This is a genomic window from Streptomyces sp. NPDC002886 (assembly GCF_042888445.1).
Taxonomy (GTDB): Bacteria; Actinomycetota; Actinomycetes; order Streptomycetales; family Streptomycetaceae; genus Streptomyces.
The window spans coordinates 117017-135709 of sequence record NZ_JBIAPV010000012.1 but is presented as its reverse complement, the minus strand read 5'-3'; the positions used below and the strand labels follow the sequence as shown (position 1 = coordinate 135709).

Genomic DNA, 18693 nt, shown 5'->3' with positions numbered 1-18693 from the left:
GGGCCGGGAGAGGGGGGAGCCGGCGGCGGCTCCCCCTGCGGGTCACTACGCCTAGGCCGCGTACCGGTCGAACGTCGATCCGCGGCGCGGGCCCGCCATCACGTCCAGCGCCGGATCCACCGTCAGCATGGCCTGGTGCAGGCGCTGCAACTGCGGGGAGGGCTCCACCCCGAGCTCGTCTATCAGGCGGTTGCGCAGCCTGCGGTAGACGTCCAGAGCCGTGGCCTGGCGGCCGGACCGGTACAGCGCGACCATGGCCTGTGAGTGCAGGCCCTCGTGCTGCGGGTGCCGGGCGATCAGCTCGGTCAGCTCGGCGATGACCTCGACGTGCCGGCCCAGGCGCAGGTCCGCGTCGATGCGCCGCTCGACGGTCACGAGCCTGCTCTCCTCGAGGCGCATGACCTCGATCTCCAGGATCGGTCCCACCCGTACGTCGACCAGTGCGGGTCCGTTCCACAATTCGAGCGCCTTGCGCAGCAGGTCGGCCGCACGCCCGTCGTCCCCCTCTTCGAATGCCTGCTGTCCGCCCGCCACGAGCGTCTCGTACTCGTGGACGTCGACCGCGTCCGGCGGAATCTGCAGCAGGTAGCCGCCGTGCCGGGTCGCGAGCACGTCCTTGGCGCTGCCCGGTACCCCGGGGCCCATGGCCGTGCCCAGTCTCCTGCGCAGTTGCAGGATGTACGTCTGCAGCGTCGTGAGCGCGCTCTGCGGAAGCTCGGTGCCCCAGATCTCCTCCATGAGGGTCTGTACGGGCATCACCCGCCCCGGATAGAGCGCGAGCAGCGCCAGGATCTGGCGCGGCTTGCCGGCCGTCGGAACAATCGAGCCCCCGTTGACCTCGGCACTCAACGGACCCAGAACCTGAATCTTCACGGTCTCCTCCGTATTTCGTCGAGTTCCCATCGATTTTCAGCCTTCGACTCGGAACGGTAGCGGGTGCGGTGCGGCGTCCCCGAATTCTTGAGCAGGTGTCGAGCAGCCCTCCATCCCACCTGCTTACAGGCGGAAAGCAAGATGGTAGATTCCGCTCAGGGGATTAAAACCGGCACATAATTCTTTTGCCCCGCCGGTCTTCGTGTCTTTCCATAGATCCCGCCAGATCGCCGGGAGGAGGCACCATGGATTTCGACGTACCCGGCGCACCACGCGCCCGGGGCTCCGAGGACGACACCGGGGTGGACTTCCGCGTCCTGGGCCCGGTGGAGGTGTTCGACCGGCGTACGGGAGCCCACCTCGTGCCCTCCGGCGCCAAGCAGCGGGCGCTGCTCGGCGCCCTGGTGGTCCAGGCGGGCCACGTGCTGTCCGCGGAGCGGCTCATCCACGAGTTGTGGGGCGACCGGCCGCCGGTGAGCGCGGCCAACGCGCTGCACGCCCATGTGGCCCGGCTGCGCCGCCTGTTGCAGAGCGGGGCTCCGGACGCGGGCGGCCACGAGTGGATCGCCACCCGCTCGATGGGCTACCTGCTGCGGCTGGGCCGGGCCACCACCGACGCCCAACGCTTCCACCGCCTGTCCGCCGAGGGCCGGGCGGCGCTCGGCGCCGACCCCGGGCACGCGGCGGAACTGCTGAGCGGAGCGCTCGCCCTGTGGCGCGGCCCGGCGCTGCAAGGCAGCGTGCAGGGGCCCGTCTGCACGGTGGAGGCGGACCGCCTGGAGGAGCTGCGGCTGACCACCCTGGAGACGCTGTACGACGCGTACCTGCGCAGCGGGCGGCACTCCGAGGTCACGCGGGAGCTGGAGCGGCTGACGGCCGGCCACCCGGTGCGCGAGCGGCTCTACGACCTCCAGATGCTGGCCCTGTACCGGTGCGGTCGGCAGACGGAGGCGCTGGGCGTGTACGAGCGGGCCCGCCGGAGGCTGGTGGACGAGCTCGGCGTGGAGCCGGGCCCTGCCCTGCGCGAGCGGATGGAGGCGATCCTGCGCCACGCTCCGTCCCTCGCGGTGCCGCGGCCCGCGCCGCCCGTTCCGGGCGCCGCGACCGCCCCACCGACCCCGGACGCTGACCTGCTCGAACTCGGCCGTGAGATCGCCCGTCTCGGCGACCGGATCACCTCGCTCAGCCGGGAGCAGGAGGAACTGATCCGGCGTTTCAACCTGCTGGCCCCGGCCGCCGTCGCGGCATCGGGCGGGCAGCTCCTCTGACGCTCGCGCGCCCGTACGAAAGGACCCCCTGCCGGGTGCTTGCGGCAGGGGGTTTCGGCGCGTCGGCTCAGGCGAGGCACTCCGGGGGGCGGCCGTGGTAGGCGGTCATCTCCTGGAACAGGGCCCCGACGTCCAGCGGTGACCCCTCGGGCAGCCCCTGTTCCTCGGCGTATCCGCGATGGAGGTTGGGCAGCAGGCGCTCGGTGTCCAGCAGCTCGGCGTAGGGGCCCAAGTCGGTGGCACGGGCCAGCTCGAGCGGGGTCGCGCCGGCCCCGACGCCCTCCTTGGCCAGGCGCTGGATCCAGCGCAGGTAGGTCTCGGTGGCGTCGAGGAGCTCCGGGCCGCCGACCGGCCCGTGACCGGGGACGACCGTGGTGGCGCCCAGGGCGCGCAGCTGGTCCAGCGCGCGCAGGGAGCCCGCCACGGACCCCATGACGCAGAAGGGCGTGACCCCGTTCATCACGAGGTCGCCGGTGAACAGCACGCTCCGGTCGGGCAGCCAGACGATCGTGTCGTCGGTGGTGTGGGCTGCCGGGCCGATGTGGACGAGCTCGGCCCGGATGGCGCCCACGTGGAGCGTCGTGCGGTCCCGGAAGGTCAGTTCGGGCGGGGTGATCTCGATGTCGCCCCAGCAGACGTCGGGCCACAGCCCGGCCATGTGCAGCCCTGCCGCCTGGACCATGGCGCGGGTCCGCTCGTGGCCGATGGTCAGGGCCTCGGGGAAGACGAAGTTGCCGTAGGTGTGGTCGCCGTGGAAGTGCGTGTTGACGAGGGCGCGCGGCGGCAGCGGCGCCAGGTTCAGCGCGGCCCGGCGCAGCTGCCGGGCCCGGCTCTCGGTGGCGGCGGTGTCGACGAGCGCGCTGTGGCCGCCGTCGGTGAGGATGCCCGCGTTGTTCAGGCACCAGCCGCCTTCGGGCTGGACGTACGCGTGGACTCCCTCGGCGACCTCGGTGACGGTGGCGCCGGCCGGCCTTGTGGCGGTCGTGGCGTGCACGGAGACCCCTTTCTGTTCACGGCGGGCGCCCCCGTACGGGCCCCTTGACCATGTGACTACGCAGACCGATCTGAATTCTCCGGATCCGCACCGTGGCCACGGCCGATTTCCCGCTGCTTCCCACTGATATCCGGATTTCGGCCGAACACGATAACCGGACCCTGGTCTATTTCTTCCGCACCCTCGATCGGATTTCGAGCGGTCTTCCGATCGGCCTGTTCTCAAAATCGTCCGACCGGAACGCCGCCAGGCTTTTTCGCGGGTGCGCATGGTCGAGTTCAGGCCGGAATCAAGAGTTCGGCGGGCGACCGGAGCGCGGCCACCCGCCGGTGGGGCGGTCAGACTCCGGCGGTCTCCGGCAGGACCAGGCGGCGCGGCGCGGCGCGCCCCCACGGGAATCCGTGGTGCAGATGGACGGCCGGCGGCCGCGAGTCCTCGACCTCGACCGCCACCGCCGCCAGTACCTCGGGCACCGGCTCGACCTCCAGGAACCGCCAGCGCGCCGCCGAGTCGTCGGCGGGCGGCCGGAAGGAGAGGACGCCCCGGTCCTCGGCCAAGGTGAACGCGAAGGAGTCGAACGGCAGGCCGAGTCCCAGCCCGCGGGCCTTCGAGTACGCCTCCTTCAGCGTCCACAGCCGCAGAACGCGCCGGTCGCGCGGCCGCCCGGGGGCGGCGCTGGCGATCCATTCCTGCTCCTCGGCGGAGAACGTCGCGATGATGTTCTCCAGTCCGCGCTCACCGCGGTCCAGCCGCTCGACGTCGACCCCGATGCGCAGGCCCCGGGAGACACCCATCAGGTTGTAGGTGTTGGCGTGCGAGAGGTTGAAGTCCAGCGCGCCGGCGCCGCGCGGCAGGCCGCCGGCGGGCGTCTGGAGGAACGGCCGCCCGCGCGAGGAACGCCAGATGATCGCCTCGGCCTCGGGTATTCCGGTCTCCAGCGCCAGTACCCGGCGCACCAGCGCGTGGGCGACGAGGTACTGGCGGCGGTCGCGTTCGAAGAGGAAACGGCCCGCCACCTCCTGCTCGTTCTCGTCCAGCCAGTACGAGGCCAGGGTCGCCGCGATCCCGGGCGCGAGGTCCTCGTTGGGGCAGAACCACAGGTTGACCGGGGGCGGCTCGTGTTCCCCCGGCCCCGCCGGGTGGAGAGACACCGTGGTCATGCCGACTCCTCTTCGCCGCCCAGCCACAGCGGAACGCGCAGGAACGCGGATGCGGGCAGCTGCGCCGCGACGGCGGCGCCCCCGTGGGACGGCTCCAGCGCCGCCCAGTCGACGTCCAGCCCGGACAGCCACAGGCCTCGCAGTTGGTGCAGGTGCCCGGCCCGCCAGAGCGCGGCGAGGTACCCGTCGGTCTCCGGGACTTCGCCCAGCCCGTGCGGGTCGGCTCCGCCGTCCCGCAGATCGGCGCAGGGCGCCCCGTCCCGTACGAACCGCTCCAGGGCCCGGACCAGTTCGCCGGTGTCGCCGACGACCGCCGCGAACCGGCAGTCCATCGCGGCCCGGCCCGTGCGCAGGGCGCGGGCGACCCCGTCGAGCGGGGGCACCGGGCCGGGTCCGCCGAGCAGTTCGGCGAACCGCCGGGCGGTGGCGGTCAGGTGGGCGGGGGTGGGGGCGGAGAGCACGAACAGCTCGCCGGCGGCGGGCTCCCCGTCCGGGCCCCGCACCGTCGCGCCGGGCAGGTACTCCTCCAGGACCACGTGCGCGTCCGCGCCGCCGGAGCCGCGCATGCCGACGCAGATCCGGCGCGGCGCGCTCTCCCCGCTCGGCGCGCTCTCCCAGGGCTGCGCCTCGGCGCGCCCGGACCCGGGCGCCAGGACCCGGTGGCGCAGTTGGAGGACGGCCCGGGTCAGGACGGCCGCCCCGGTCGCGGCGCCCGCGTCGCCGACGAGCGCGCGTACGGATCCGGCGTCCTCGCGGACGGTGGCGGCCGACGCGTCCACACCGGCGGCGCGCAGTGCCGTGCGCAGCACCCGCGACGCCGGGACGTCCGCCGCGTCGGGCCGGGCCGGGCCGGGCAACCGGGTACCGGGCGCGGCGCAAGCCCCGCCCGGGAAGCTGACGGCTCGCGCGGCGGCTTCCGTACGCCCGGCAGCGGCCCGGGACCTGCGGCCGGGTCCGGGCGCCGTGGGGTCGGGTGCGGTGTGGCCGACCGCGCTGCCGCGGACCACGCAGTGGACGGCGTCCCCGTCGGCCAGGGCCCGTGCCAGGGGCTTGAGCAGGAACGCGCCGACGCCTTCGCCCGCTCCGGGGTGGCGGCTGGAGGGGTGCAGCAGCAGCCGGACGCCGCCGACGAGCGCGGCGGCGCATTCGCCGCGGTGCAGGGCGGCGGCGGCGAGGTGGAGCGCGACGAGCACGGAGGATTCCGCGGTGTCGACCGACTGGCTGGGGCCGGTGAGGCCGAGCAGGGCCGAGAGCCGGTTGGGCAGGCTCCACTGGCCGCCGCGGGGCATCGGCCGGGGCCGCTCGCGCCGCCACGTGCGGGCGGCGAGCAGCGCGTAGTCGCCGGTCCCGGCGCCGGTGAACACCCCGACGCTGCGCGGCGTCCCGTCGGCGGCGGTCAGGGCGTCCAGGCGGCCGCCGGTGTGGCCGGCGTCCTCGAGGGCTTCCCACGCGGTTTCGAGGAACAACCGCTCCTGGGGGTCCATCAGGGCGGCTTCGTGCGCGTCGATCCCGAAGAACTCCGGGTCGAAGTCCTGTACGCGTTCCAGGTAGTGGCCCCGCTCGTCACCGGGTCGTCCGGGGGGCGGCGCGGAGGCGCTGTCGTGCCCGCCGCGCGCCTGCCGCCAGAAGGCGGCGAGGTCGGGCGCGCCCGGATAGCGCCCTGCCATACCGACCACCGCGACCGGCTCGGCGAGCGGCCCGGCGGGGGCGAGGGGCACGGCGGTGGTGAGCGGCCCGGCCGTGGTCAGGGGCACGGCGGTGGTGAGCGGCGCGGCGCTGCTGAGCGGCGCGAAATCCGCCCCGGGGCCGGCGGCCGGGTGTGCCGCGGCGTGGGACGGGTCTTCGGCGTCCGGCTCGGGCCAGACGTCCGGCAGCCGGAAGACGACGGGACCCGAGCCGGTGGCGGCACCGGCGGCGCCGGTCAGCAGCGCGGCCACCTGGGCCCGGTCCAGATGGCCGTTCTTGAACCGGGTCAGGACTTCCTTCTCGTCCATCTGGACGCGCTCCTTCTCAGGGTGAAAACGGCTTCAGCCGCGTCGGGCGAGCAGCACGAGTGCCTCGTCGACGGTGAGCCGGTCGTCGCGGATCGCGTCCAGCAGGACGTCGAGATCGCCGCCCCGGAGCTGCCGTACGGCAGGCGCGGGGGTGGCGGTGAGGACGGTCATGGGGGCGGGAGCGGAGGGGACCGGCCCGGCGGCCGGCCGGAACGCCGGCTCCGGTGCCTGGGGAGCGCGGAGCCCGACGGCCGCCGGGGCAGGGGCGAAGTCCTGCGCGGCCGCCCCGGTGCGCGCCGCGATGTACGCGGCCATCGCGGCGAGGTTGGGGTGCTCGTAGAGCAGCACCGACCGCTCCTGGAGACCGAAGGCGCTGTTGACGGCCGCGATGAACTCCGCGCCCACGATGGAGTCCACACCCAGCACGTTGAACGCGGCGGTGGTGTTGATGTCCCAGGGGTCGCAGCACAGGATCCCCGCGAGCTGTTCCCGCAGTACCTCCGCGATCCGGGTCGCCGCGGCGGCCGTCGGCACCTGCCGGACGGGCGCGGCGACCTGCGGCTCGAGGCCCGCGGCCGACACCGGGACGGCGGCGGCGGGCACGGGGGCGACAGCGGCGGCGGGCGCCGGTGCGGAGACGGGCGCCGGTGCGGAGAGGGTGGCCGGTGCGGAGACGGTGGCGGCCGCGCTGCTCGCCGCCCGCGCGACCTCGCGCGCGAAGGAGGCCGGCGTCGGGAAGTCGTACAGGTCGGTCGCCAGCACCCGCAGCCCGTAGCGGGTGTTGACCACGGCCACGAACTCCACGACCAGCAGGGAGTCGAGCCCCATGGACTGGAAGGTCTGCTCGGGGTCGATCTTCTCCGGCTTGACCCGCAGGACGTCGCCGAGCACCCCGATGAGGTCCGTCAGTACGTCCGCAGGATGTTCATTCGTCATCGCAGGCTCCTCCAAGCCGTCGGTGGCACGGGATCACGCTGTGCTGCCCGAGAACACCGGCCGGGACCGGCCGTCCGCGGGGTCGTCCAGGGCGTCACCCACGAGGCGGGGCGCGGGATCGGTACCCGCCATCCCGACTCGGAAGTTCTTCTCCGCGCCCTCGGGCACCAGGCTCGGCAGCAGCAGCGACCACAGCCCGGACACCCGGCGCTGCAGCTCGGCGTACGGCATGCCCGTGGCGGCGAGCGCCTCGATGCCGCAGGCCGCCGCGGCGACCAGGGATTCGATGCTCTCCCAGCGGCCCTCGGCGCGGAGTTCGCCCGCGTCCCGGGCCTGGCGCAGCAGCCCGCAGACCTCCGTGAGCCAGATCCGGTGGAAGTCGGTGGCGAGTGTGGACAGTCCCGCGCATTCCTTGGTGATGCGGAAGCTGGCCGGGATCGCCGGTTCCTCGCGCAGGTTGAGGGCGAGCCAGTGCGTCGTGTCGACCAGGGTCTGGAGCGGAGAGCTTCCGGATGCGCGCAGTTCGCGCACCGATGCGTGCAGGAGCTCGCGGCCGCGCAGCTGGACCGCCTCCGCCAGTTCTTCCTTGGAGGCGAAGTGGAAGTACAGGGCCCCCTTGGTCACCCCGGCGAACGTGGCGATCTCGCCGAGCGTGGCGTTCGCGTAACCACTGCGGTGGAACAGTTCGGCCCCCGCGTGCACGAGCTTCCTGTGGGTCCGCTCCGACCTGTCCTGCATCGCGCCGCCTCCTCGCCTCGTCGTCCGGGCGCGCGTGCGGCCCGGCGAGCCGGTCGCGGCCGCATTCCTGGTATCGCGTACGGCCATCTATCTCAGCCCACGCGTGCGAGTCGATCGCCGATGGGCTCCGCCACCACCGGGCCCTCGGGGCTGGCCATGAGGATCGAGCGCTGCAGCCGGCGCAGGGCGGCCGACGGCTCGAGTCCGAGCTCGCGTACGAGGGTGGCGCGCAGCCGCTGGTAGACGTCGAGGGCCTCGCCCCGGCGGCCGGAGCGGTGCAGGGCCAGCATGAACTGGCCGTGCAGGTTCTCGTGCGTGCGGTACCGCGAGACGAGCACGGTCAGTTCGGCGACCAGCTCGCGGTGCCGCCCGATCCGCAGATCGGCCTCGATGCGCTGGTCGAGGGCGCACAGCCGGGTCTCCTCCAGCCGCCGGATCTCCATGTCGAGCTGGATCCCGCCCTGTACGTCGGCGAAGGCCGGCCCCGACCACAGGGCCAGCGCCTCGCGCAGCAGTCGGGCCGCGACCGGGAAGTCACCCGTGTCCATGGCCCGGTAGCCCATCCCGGCCAGCCGGTCGAACTCGCGGACGTCGCTGGTGCCTTCACCGCTGCTGAGCAGGTATCCGCCGGGCAGCGTGACGAGCACCTCCTTGGCGGTGCGCCGGCCCGCGGGGACCTCGTCGCCTTCGGACGCGCCCTGTTCCAGAGCGGTCGCGATGAGGGCCCGCAGCTGCAGCACGTAGGTCTGCAGCGTGGTGCGGGCGCTGCGCGGCGGTGCTCCCGCCCACAGTTCCTCGATCAGGGCCGACACCGGCACGACCTGATCGGCGTGGAGTGCCAGCAGCGCCAGCACCTGTCGCGGCTTGGGGGCGGTGGGCGTCAGGGAGACTCCGTGCTCCCGCACCGCCAGTGTGCCCAGTACTTCGATGTCCACAGCTGTACTCCCCTGTCCGTGGATGAGCCTTCGTCAGTAAAAAACAGGTCCGGCGGTTTGTCAACGCAAAACCGACCGTGCCGTTTTTACCTTCCCAAGCCCTCCGAGCGACCCCCATTCACCGCCTCTGAGCTGGGCATTTACCAATCGGCACGAGGACCGGACCCACCCCCACGACCGCTCTCACTCCCCTCCAGGGCAGCCCTAGATTTGCCAAAAACAGACCAACGAGTCTCTCTTGGGGCGGCCTCGGTCGGCCGGGCGACCGGCCGATGACACGCAGAAGCCCCGGTCCTCCGCGCGCACGCACGAAGGACCGGGGCTCGAACGACCGAAGCGGGCAGCGCCCGGCGGGAGTTACGGCAGCAGCTCGCGCCTCTCCGAGGACATGGGGCCGCCTTCCGACCGCTCGGTCTTGTACCCCTTGCTGCCCGGCGCCAGGGTCCGTGCGTCCACGGCCTCCGCAGGCGCTCCCGTCGCGTACAGACCGTCGGGTGCCGTGTCCCGGTCGTGCGGAAGCAGCCAGAACACCCGCCGCCGGAACGTACCGGAGGAGCGCGACGGCTTGGCCTTCGGCCCCAGCAGGGCGTACCCGACCATCCGGCCGTCGCGGTGGTACGCGGGCCTGCCGCGCCGCGTCGGCAACCGGTCCAGGCTCTGGCGGACGTAGTCGAGCCGGCTGATGTCCTCGAGCCAGACGAGGTCCACTTCGTGGATGATCTCGTCCGCTGCGATGAGGGCGCTCATGCTGTCTCCTCGTCCGCGAGCAGGCCGATGCCCGGGTAGTACTTGCGCTGGTTGGACAGGATCATTTCCTTCGGCGAGGCCAGTCCCACCACCTCGCGAACGCGTGCCGCGAAGGCCCGCGAAGAGATCGCCGGGGCTCCCTCAGTCTGGCACCAGCTCCTGTAGGCCGCGTAGAGCTGCGCTTGCTCCGCCCGCAGATCGGCCTCGAGGCGGCAGGTCTCGCCGATGAAGCGCCCGGTGTGGTCCTCGGTCTCCGCGTACGCCGTGGTCGCGATGCGGACCCGCTCGGGGCCCGTGAGGTCCCGGTCGCCGCCGAGGTAGCGACGGGCTCCCTCGATGAGCCAGTTGAGGATGCCCGGACCTTCCTGGGTGACGAGGACGTCCGCCAGGTTGTCGATCTTGCGGTCGTCGGAGACGACCCGCTCGAACGGGATCAGCCGCATGCGCCGCCAGAACGCGAAGCCACCGGTGCCGACCTCGGGCCGGTGGTTGCCCAGCAGCCACATCTTGTGCGTCGGCTCGAAGCTGAAGAAGTCCTGCCGCATCCGGCGCGCCTTGATGCGGTCGCCGCCGGTGAGCAGTTTGACGCGGGCCTCGTCGAAGCGGTCGCCCGGCTTCACCTCGCTGCACACGATCACCCGGCGGCCGTGCAGCTCGGCGAGGTCGGTCGGGTGCCCCTCGTACGGCCGTGACATGAGGAACCCGGGGGGCGCCGCGTCGGCGTAGTCCCCGAGCAGCTTCATCAGAACGTCCAGGAGTACGGACTTGCCGTTCTTGCCCGAGCCGAACAGGAAGGGCATGACCTGGGCGCCGACATCCCCGGTGACGGAGTATCCGAGCAGCAGCTGCAGGAAGTCGATCATCTCCACGCCCTCCGGCCCCTCGCCGAAGGTGTCGGCCAGGAAGCGGTTCCAGCGGGGCGTGGGCATCGGCCGCGGCGCCGCCGAGGTGCACCGGGAGTGGAAGTCCTTCGTGGGTTCGGCGGGGCGGATGTGCCCGGTCCGCAGGTCCACGACTCCGCCCGGCGTGCACAGCGCGTACGGGTCGGCGTCCAGCAGCGCCGCGTTGAGCACCATGCCCGGGGCGGACTTCGCCTGGGTGAGCATCGCGTTCATCCCGCTGGTGCTGAGCGTGCGGCGGCGGTGCTGCTGCAGCGCTGCGGGGGTGTGGACGCCGCGCAGGTCGGTGGTGGCGATGGACTCCGCCAGATCGCCCGCGGACCACATCACGGTGTCGTCCTCGTCGACCTGCCAGCGGGTGCCGTCCCAGCGGAACCAGCCGATCCCGGGGACGTGCCGGTAGTCGTTGCGGTACAGCTTGACGAACAGCTTGGCGTTGCCGCGGTCGGTGAGCGTGTCGGGCAGCAGTCCGTCCGCCGTCGCCTCGCCGTCCGAAGCCGAGGCGGCCGCCCCGTCCCGCGCGGCGGATTCGCCGCTCTGCCGGGGCCCCGGAACGGACTGCGCGAGGATCTGCGCGGCAACGGCCCGGACGTCGAAGCCGGACAGCACGCTCTCGCCGTCCGCGCTCACGCGCGACCGCCGAGGGACAGCGGGCGCGCCAGACCCGCACCGAGCCCGCCGCGGATGACGGCGCGGCAGCGGCGCTCCTGCCCGGGACGGGCCCGCGCGGCCGCGTCCTCCAGGACCCGCAGTGCCTCGGCCTCGCTCACGTGCCCCGCGGCGACCAGTCCGCCCGCGGTGTAGGCGGCCCGGTTCAACTTCTCCGAGAACGCGGCTCCTTCGGGTACGACGGCGCATGCGGCGACCTCGGCGAGCACTCCCGCCAGGACCCGGTCCGAAGCCCCGCGTCCCCCGCCCGCGGCGATGACGGCCTGCCGGGCCCGGGGCGGCACCGGCCGGATCCCGGGCACCGGTGCGGCGGGCAGGTGCCCGGTGCGCTCCAGCTCCCGGGCGAGCCAGGCCGGCAGCGGCGCGGGCACCCGCGTGGCTCCCACGGGACGGTAGACGCCCGTCGGGGTCACGGTCCCCGGAGCCACGATGTACCCGCCGTGCGCCCGTACATCGACCTGCCAGGCCAGGGCCCGGCCGCCGCCCGATCCCGCCGAGCACTGCCATCTGTGGCTGCCCGCGTTGCGGTACCACACGTGCAGGCCTCCGGAAGGCGTGCGCACGCGCAGGGTCGACTCGTCGTCCGCCGGGTCGGCGGCGCCGCGCAGGGCCGCCAGCACGCCCAGCGTGTGAAAGCCGTTGGCCAGCCCGGTCAGGTCGACCGCGGTCGGGATCCCGACACCGGGCAGCAGACGTTCCCGGTCGGGGAGTTCGCGCGCGTGTGCGTCGATGTCGATGACGACCAGGTCCGCGGGGCCCGTCGCGACGCCGACCCCGAGGTCGGGGCGGGCACCCCACCACTGCTCGATCCGCTCCGGGTCGAGCGTGGCCGCATGGAATCCATGGCACCAACGGCCCGCCCGGAGGCAGTCGCACGCTCCCCGGTCGTGTCCCGGGACGCGGCACTCGTCGCAGTTGCCCACCGGCGTCTTGCGGCCCGGGGCAAGAGGGTGAACCGGCCACCCCTGACGCGCACACCACAGGGCCGTGGTCACAGGACGCGATGCGACCGGAGCAGCTCTGGCGAACTGCCGTGGGTCGCTGCGCGAAACCCGCAGCTCAGCTGCCATCAACTTCCCCCATCAGCGACTGAAGCGACTCAACGCCCAAAAACACACTAGCGAAAGGCCTGAGGGGCGAGAGGCCCATGAGCCGGAACGGATGCACGTCTCCAGGAGGAGCCCCAGCGACCGAGCGACCGTGCGGGCAGCTACCGAATTCATTCAGTCGCTCGCCGAGTGGCTCACAGAACACCAGGTCACAGCCCTGTGCAAGACGAAACAGCGACTGAAGCGACCCAAGTCCCCCTTATATGACGCCCACACGCACACACACGAATGTCTCCATATACCTGAACCTTGAGTCGCTTCAGTCGCTGTCCCTGGCACCACACCTCTCTGACCTGCGTCTTTACCGGGCCATTGCCGGAACCCAGCGCGTGTTCGGTCGCTCCCGTTCGGTCGCTGCCCCGCGCCCGCCGCTTCCGGGCCGTTCGAGTCCGCCTGGATCGGGGCTCTAGTGACGTGACAGAAGAAGCCCCGGCCCCCTGCGGATGCAGGTGGCCGGGGCGGCGTCGCAGGGGCTTTACCGAGACAGCGACCCGGTTCCCCCGGCCTCGAGGTCCGCAAGAAGGTCCGCCGGCACGAGAGCCGGAAACAGCAGGCTCCAGAAGCGGTTCACCGCGGCTCCCGAGAGCCATGACGCATCGCGGGCGCCGAGCGTCTCGAACCCCACGGTCGCGGCCACCACGGAGGTCACCACCCCCTGGGCCGAGACCTCCGGACGCAACTCGCCCGCCGCTTCGGCCTGCCGCACCGCCTCTTCGACCCACTCGTACCAGCGCCCGTACAGGTCGACCCGCCGGTGGCGGCACGCCTCGCCGCTCAGCCCGAAGCCGGCGCGCAGCACCACGTCGGAGCTCAGGGCGCGGGTGAGCCCGAAGGTGACGTCGACCAGGAACTGCACGCGGCTCGCCCCCGGCGGGAGCTCCGCGTCGGCGACACCCAGCAGCCGGGTCAGCGCCTCCTCCTCGACGGCGTCCGCCAAGGCCGCCTTGCTGGCGAAGTGGAAGTGGAGCGCCCCGTTGCTCACGCCGGCCAGCGAACTGATCGCGGTGAGGGACGCCACCGAGAAGCCGTCCCGGTCGAAGATCTCGGCTGCGGACCTGACCAGGGCTTCCCGCGTGCGCGCCGCGCGTGCCTGTTTGACCATCGACTGCTCCGTTACTGCAGGGAGTTGCCGCGCCTGCCGAAGGGCAGGCCCGAGTGCTTGGCGCGGAGCTTCGCGAGAGAACTGGTCCTGGCGGCGCCTACTGCCGCGACCGGGAGGGGTCACCGGAGCTCACCGGGATCCACCAGGTCGCGGCACTGGGCGCCCCTCAGCGTCACGAAAGGCCCCCCCCAAGGCGCGGCCCCGATCCAATACAAACCGTCCATGCGGTTTTGCCTAGATATTACACACACCCCTAGGGCGGAGCAACGACCAGGTCGGACCAGAGACCGCCCGGTGGCCTGCGGATACCCTCTACAGCCCCGCTCAAGACCTGCTCGTATCCCGCTCGACCCACCCGGACCACGCGGCACCGCCACCACCCCACGGAGGCCCGGCACACCCCACCCCACCAGAGGGAAGGGGTGAATCGGAATAAATGCCTCCCCCAAATTCTGGAGTTACGGGCCAGTTTTACTAGAAATTAAACCGGGTGGTATGTATCTTTCCGGCCAGCGGCAACCAGCCGCATCTCGCATCACAGGCCCAGGAGAAGCAATGTCTGCGAGCACGTTCCAAGTTGAGCGAACAACGTTCAACCGGGGCACACGGAGAGGCTTCGCGGCTTCCACGATCAAGCCCGGCGGCTTCCACCCCACGACACTGACCACCACGGTCCCCAAGGAATTAGTCCATCGCGCGGCAGTCTCCGAAGTCCTGCTCACCGACTGGGACCGGGTGGACGACACCCACTTCGTCATGACCGCACAGTGGCCCCGCGGCCACAGCTTCTTCACCCCCGTGGCGGGCGGCTACCACGATCCGCTGATCGGCTGTGAGACGCTCCGCCAGATCGGCCTCCTGCTGGGGCACGCCGAGTTCGGCATACCCTTCGGCCATCAGTTCATCGTGTGGAACATAGGCATCGACGTAAGACCGGAGCACCTGCGGATGGGGTTCGAACCCACTGCACTGAGCATCGACGTCACCTGCACGGAGATCAACCGGCGCGGCCGGAACCTGTCAGGTCTGCGCATCGATGCGGTGTTCCGGCGCGACGGGAACGTAGTGGCGACGGGATCCGGTTCCTTCTCCTGCATGTCTCCCGGGGTCTACCGGCGCGTGCGCGGGAACCACACGCTCGACGGCGACTGGCACCAGCGCCCCCTCATCAGCCCGGCCGCCCCGGACAGCGTGGGACGCATGTCCCCGATGGACGTCGTGCTCTCCCCGACCGCCGAGCCCGCCCGCTGGCAGCTGAGGACCGACACGCGCCACCCGGTGCTCTTCGAGCACGCGGTCGACCACGTCCCCGGGATGGTGCTGCTCGAGGCGGCCCGCCAGGCCACGGCAGCCGCGCTGGGCCGGTCCTCCTACCTCCCCCTCGGCATCGACAGCGAGTTCAAGCGGTACGTGGAGCTCGACTCCCCCTGCATGGTCGAGGCCCGCGTCCTGCCCGAGAGGGCGCTCAACGGTGGCCAGAACGTCCTGGTGACCGCGCGCCAGCACGACGCGGACGTCTTCAGCGCCACCGTCACCGCAGGGGAGCACGGCTGTTGAGCAGCGGTGTCACCCGGCCGCGAAGGCATCGAGGTGGCCCCTGGCCCACCCGAGGAAGGTTCCCGCCGGCCGTCCGAGCAGAGCGGGCACCGTCGCCTCCACCCGGGCCTTCGCGCCCTCGCGCTGGCGCTCCGCACTCTCCACCAACGCGTCGGCGACGGCCTGCGGGTAGCGTCCGCGCAGTGCGGTGCGCGCCTGGTCCGGCCCCAGTTCCTCGAACCGCAGCGGACGGCCGAGCAGCTCGGCGAGCTGCGCCGTCTGCTCGACGGCGGTGATCGGCTCCGGCCCCGTGAGCGTATGGGTGCTGCCGGCATGCCCTTCTTCGGTGAGGGTGCGTACCGCCACCTCGGCTATGTCGAGCGGATCGACACAGGAATTGGCAGACGACCCGTGCAGGGCCCGCACCACGCCGCCCGAGCGGACGGACGTCGCCCAGGAGAGGGCGTTGGACATGAACGAGCGGGGCCGTATCAGGGTCCACTCCATCCCGGACCCGCACAGCAGATCCTCGTTCACACGCTGCCACCGGGTGATCAGGTCATCGGCCCGGCAGTCCTCGACGGCCGCGGCGGAGAGCTTCACCACGCGACGCACCCCGGCCGAACGCGCGGTGCGGATGAAGCGCGCATCGTCCTCCCAGATCCGGTTGGTCACCAGGAAGACGGTGCTCACCCCGCGTAGGGCGGCGGCCAGCGACTGCGGATCCTCGAAGTCTCCGTGGACGATCTCGGCCGTCGTGGACGCCCCCCTGACCCGCGCGGGATCTCTGGCCATGATGCGAACGGCCAGGTCGGCGGGGAGGAGGCGGACCACTTCCCGTCCGATCGTCCCGGTTGCGCCCGTGACAAGGATCACGATCTTTCCTTCCTGACGGAATCATTCCGCTGCCCCTAGCGGGCAAGTACAGTTACTCGCTGTAAGATACGAACTGGGCGGTTTTTTACGGCCCACCCACGCGAGACATCCTGAGGAGGGAGGAGGCACAGTGGCTGAGCAAATCCGAGCCATCCGCACACGTCAGAACATCCTTCTGGCGGCGGCCAAGATCTTCGAGCAGTACGGATACCCCGCGGCCACGATCTCCCAGATCCTCAGCGAGGCCAGGGTGACCAAGGGCGCTCTGTACTTCCACTTCCAGTCGAAGGAAGAACTGGCCCAGGGCGTGCTCGCCGAACAGGACCAGCGGCTCATCGTTCCGGAGCGCGCCTCCAAGGTGCAGGAGATCGTGGACGCGGTGATGCTGCACGCCCACCGCCTGCAGACCAACCCCATGGTCCGAGCCGGCGTACGGCTGTCGATGGACCAGCTGGCGCTGGGCCTCGACCGCAGCGGCCCGTTCGTGCGCTGGAGCGAGGTCGGCCTCGAGCTGCTGCAGAAGGCGCAGGCCCAGGGCGAGTTGCTGCCACACGTCGTGCCGGCCGAGACGGCCGACGTCATCGTGGGTTCGTTCGCCGGCATCCAGTCCATGTCCCAGGCCATCTGCGAATACCAGGACCTCGTGGGCCGGGTTTCCGCACTGATGCGGCATGTGCTGCCCAGCGTCGTGGTGCCGTCCGTCCTCGCCTCGCTCGACCTCTCCGAGAATCGGGGTGCCACGGTCTACGCCGAGGCTCTGAAGGCGGTCGAGGAGCAGGAAGCCATCGAAACCGTCGGCTGAGCGGCCGGCCGCGCCCTTGCCTGCTTCGCCCGGGGCGCCGCGCTCCGGGTGCCCCGGACGAAGTACGCCGACAGGACGATGGTCAAGGCTTCGGCCCGCTCGCGGGCCGGCTCGTCGCCACCCGCCGTCCAGGCGATGTAGCCGTCGGGCCGCACCAGCACCGCGTCGTACGGCACCTCGGGCGTGGGCCGCGCGTGCACCACGCGCAGGATCCCTTCCCAGTCCCGTGCATGCCCCTGGTAGCCGCTGCCCTTCTCGCCGAAGAGCAGCAGCAAGGGTCTGCCTTCCTGGAGTAGCCCGATCACGTCCCTCTCGCCCCTCTCCGTTTCGAGCAGCACGTTCCGCAGCAGCGTTCCCGCACCGCGGGAAGGACACCCGGTGTGCTCCGGGAGCACCGTGTCCTGTGCGCTGATCATGCCGCCGAGCCCCCCGTGCTCGCGATCCGCCGCCAGAATTCCGGCGAACACCCCGCGTAGTGCGTCAAGTTCACCGCCGGGCCGCATCAGGGCGAGCTGGGCCCGCGTGTTGTCGATGACCCGCTGGGCGACCGGCCGACGCTCCGGATCGTAGGTCTCGAGCAGGCCCGCGCTCGCGGTCCCGTGCACCGCGAGCGCCAGCTTCCAGCTCAGGTTGAGCGCGTCCAGCACCCCGGTGCTCAGACCCTGGCCTCCGATCGGGAAGTGCACGTGCGCCGCGTCGCCCACCAGGAAGACCCGTCCCGCACGGAAGGTCCGGGCCAGCCGCGCGAAGTCGCTGAACCTGGCGAGCCAGGGGGCCCCTTCCATCGCGATGTCGCGTCCGGCGATCCAGGACACCTCCCGGCGCAGCTCCTCCAGCGTGAGCGGCACGTGCCGGTCGAAGTGGGCGCCCGCGCAGTTGAGGGTCCGGATGTGCGTCAGGCCCGCCGGGTCGCGCTTGGCCACGATCCAGCCGCGCGGGGTGCGGTGCCAGCCGTCGGCCAGCGCGTCGGGTTCCGCGAGCGTGACGGCACCCATCAGTGCGGACACCGTGGCCGGATGCGTCTCGGAGTCGATGCCGGCCTGCTCCCGCACGGTGCTGCGCGCTCCGTCCGCCCCCACCACGTACGCGGCCTCGCAGGTGAGCGGGCCCTGTGGCCCCTCGGCCGTCACCCGCACACCGTCCTGATCCTGGTGGACCCCGATGACCCGGTACCCGCGCAGGATCCGCGCGCCCGCCGCCCGGGCCCGCTCCTCGAAGGACCACTCGAGCTCGGCCTGGGGGCACTTCAGGATCGCCTCCGGCTCGGTCTCGGGCGCCTTGATGACCAGTCCGGGCATGCCGGCGAAGTGGAAGGGGCTGCCGACCGCGTCCGCCGTGTGGCCGGACACCCGCCCCGGCAGGTGACCGCGCCGCGCGAGGCATTGCACCGCCCGGGCGTGCAGCGTGGTCGCCTTGGGCTGCTCGGAAACACCGGCCTGCGATTCGAGGAGCACGGTGTCGACTCCGTAGCCGGCCAGTTCGGCCGCGACGAGCATGCCGGCCGGCCCCCCGCCGACCACCACCACTTGCGTTTGCGCACGACGAACTTCCTGCACAGCGTGCCTCCCCCTCGGCCTCAGTGTCGCTCGAAAATATACCGGGCAGGCTGTTTTTTGTCAGGGGTCGTTCTGTCTTTTGTCATGGCCACCTCCGGACGGGGGAGGGGGCCGCCGTGGAGGGCCGTTCCGGGACCGGCGACCGGGTCCGCGAACGGTCGGCGGGCCACCTCTACGGCGCCCCCGAGGTCTCCCGCGGCAGGCGAACCCGCGCGAGGGCGATGACACCGGCGGCCTTCCACGACAGCGGTCGGGTCTCAGCCCCGGAGCCGGGTTCTCGGGCGGCGTGACGACGGAAGCCGCAGGCGCCGGGCCTCCCGGCGGGCCCCGGCGGGCCCCGGCGGGCCCCGGCGGGCCGCGATTCATTGCGCCGCGGCAACTCCACGGTGCGTGTCTTCCTTTGCGCCGGCGGATATTCCCATTCCCTCCCGGGGAGGGGTCACGTGCAGATAATCCGGCGCTCCCGACAAAGTGTTGAGCAGCCGGTTACCGCGCAATG

16 protein-coding genes are annotated in these 18693 nt (G+C 72.0%); 3 read left to right on the top strand and 13 right to left on the bottom strand.

The genetic code is table 11. The features are described from left to right. Positions 1–51: 51 nt before the first annotated feature. Positions 52–873 (bottom strand): BTAD domain-containing putative transcriptional regulator, encoded by an 822-nt coding sequence (locus tag ACFYYB_RS36215; protein ID WP_389441608.1) that lies wholly within the window; start codon positions 871–873, stop codon positions 52–54. Between the two features lie 245 nt (positions 874–1118). Between ACFYYB_RS36215 and ACFYYB_RS36210 the strand changes: the two genes are divergently transcribed. Continuing rightward, positions 1119–2141: a BTAD domain-containing putative transcriptional regulator gene (locus ACFYYB_RS36210; RefSeq protein ID WP_389441605.1), complete on the top strand. Its 1023-nt coding sequence runs from the start codon at positions 1119–1121 to the stop codon at positions 2139–2141. A gap of 67 nt (positions 2142–2208) precedes the next feature. Here the strand turns inward: ACFYYB_RS36210 and ACFYYB_RS36205 are convergent, their stop codons facing one another. From ACFYYB_RS36205 to ACFYYB_RS36160, 10 genes are all read right to left on the bottom strand, one after another. Next, entirely contained in the window at positions 2209–3135 is a 927-nt protein-coding gene (locus ACFYYB_RS36205) for an MBL fold metallo-hydrolase (protein ID WP_389441603.1), read from the bottom strand. A 338-nt stretch (positions 3136–3473) separates the two neighbouring features. Next, complete coding sequence (locus ACFYYB_RS36200) at positions 3474–4295, bottom strand: 4'-phosphopantetheinyl transferase family protein (protein ID WP_389441601.1); 822 nt, start codon at positions 4293–4295, stop codon at positions 3474–3476. Further along, the gene (locus ACFYYB_RS36195) at positions 4292–6289 is read right to left on the bottom strand and encodes a polyketide synthase (RefSeq protein ID WP_389441599.1); all 1998 of its coding nucleotides are present in this window, start codon (positions 6287–6289) and stop codon (positions 4292–4294) included. Before ACFYYB_RS36195 ends, ACFYYB_RS36200 begins: the two co-directional genes overlap by 4 nt. Positions 6290–6322: 33 nt before the next feature. Further along, the gene (locus tag ACFYYB_RS36190; RefSeq protein WP_389441596.1) at positions 6323–7225 is read right to left on the bottom strand and encodes a phosphopantetheine-binding protein; all 903 of its coding nucleotides are present in this window, start codon (positions 7223–7225) and stop codon (positions 6323–6325) included. Between the two features lie 33 nt (positions 7226–7258). Then, positions 7259–7963, bottom strand: a complete 705-nt coding sequence (locus ACFYYB_RS36185) for a ScbR family autoregulator-binding transcription factor (RefSeq protein ID WP_389441594.1) — start codon at positions 7961–7963, stop codon at positions 7259–7261. Between the two features lie 92 nt (positions 7964–8055). Beyond that, positions 8056–8898 (bottom strand): BTAD domain-containing putative transcriptional regulator, encoded by an 843-nt coding sequence (locus tag ACFYYB_RS36180; protein ID WP_389441591.1) that lies wholly within the window; start codon positions 8896–8898, stop codon positions 8056–8058. Between the two features lie 357 nt (positions 8899–9255). After that, on the bottom strand, positions 9256–9645 hold the full coding sequence (locus ACFYYB_RS36175; protein ID WP_389441589.1) for a DUF6009 family protein: 390 nt from the start codon (positions 9643–9645) through the stop codon (positions 9256–9258). Then, entirely contained in the window at positions 9642–11174 is a 1533-nt protein-coding gene (locus ACFYYB_RS36170; protein ID WP_389441586.1) for a phage/plasmid primase, P4 family, read from the bottom strand. Before ACFYYB_RS36170 ends, ACFYYB_RS36175 begins: the two co-directional genes overlap by 4 nt. Beyond that, positions 11171–12283, bottom strand: a complete 1113-nt coding sequence (locus ACFYYB_RS36165; RefSeq protein ID WP_389441584.1) for a bifunctional DNA primase/polymerase — start codon at positions 12281–12283, stop codon at positions 11171–11173. Before ACFYYB_RS36165 ends, ACFYYB_RS36170 begins: the two co-directional genes overlap by 4 nt. Before the next feature lie 514 nt (positions 12284–12797). Further along, on the bottom strand, positions 12798–13424 hold the full coding sequence (locus tag ACFYYB_RS36160; RefSeq protein ID WP_389441582.1) for a ScbR family autoregulator-binding transcription factor: 627 nt from the start codon (positions 13422–13424) through the stop codon (positions 12798–12800). A 555-nt stretch (positions 13425–13979) separates the two neighbouring features. Here ACFYYB_RS36160 and ACFYYB_RS36155 point away from each other — a divergent pair. Further along, positions 13980–14981, top strand: a complete 1002-nt coding sequence (locus ACFYYB_RS36155) for a ScbA/BarX family gamma-butyrolactone biosynthesis protein (protein ID WP_389441579.1) — start codon at positions 13980–13982, stop codon at positions 14979–14981. A 9-nt stretch (positions 14982–14990) separates the two neighbouring features. On the opposite strand, the gene ACFYYB_RS36150 is transcribed toward ACFYYB_RS36155, so the two are convergent. After that, positions 14991–15836, bottom strand: a complete 846-nt coding sequence (locus tag ACFYYB_RS36150; RefSeq protein ID WP_389441576.1) for an NAD(P)H-binding protein — start codon at positions 15834–15836, stop codon at positions 14991–14993. Positions 15837–15966: 130 nt separating this feature from the next. Here ACFYYB_RS36150 and ACFYYB_RS36145 point away from each other — a divergent pair, with 130 nt between their 5' ends. Next, positions 15967–16638, top strand: coding sequence for a ScbR family autoregulator-binding transcription factor (locus ACFYYB_RS36145; protein WP_389441573.1), 672 nt, complete (start codon positions 15967–15969; stop codon positions 16636–16638). Here ACFYYB_RS36145 and ACFYYB_RS36140 read toward each other — a convergent pair. Then, positions 16581–18194 carry an FAD-dependent monooxygenase gene (locus ACFYYB_RS36140; RefSeq protein ID WP_389441570.1) on the bottom strand — a complete coding sequence of 538 codons (1614 nt, stop codon included), beginning with the start codon at positions 18192–18194 and terminating at the stop codon, positions 16581–16583. The genes ACFYYB_RS36145 and ACFYYB_RS36140 overlap by 58 nt on opposite strands. Positions 18195–18693: the final 499 nt, after the last annotated feature.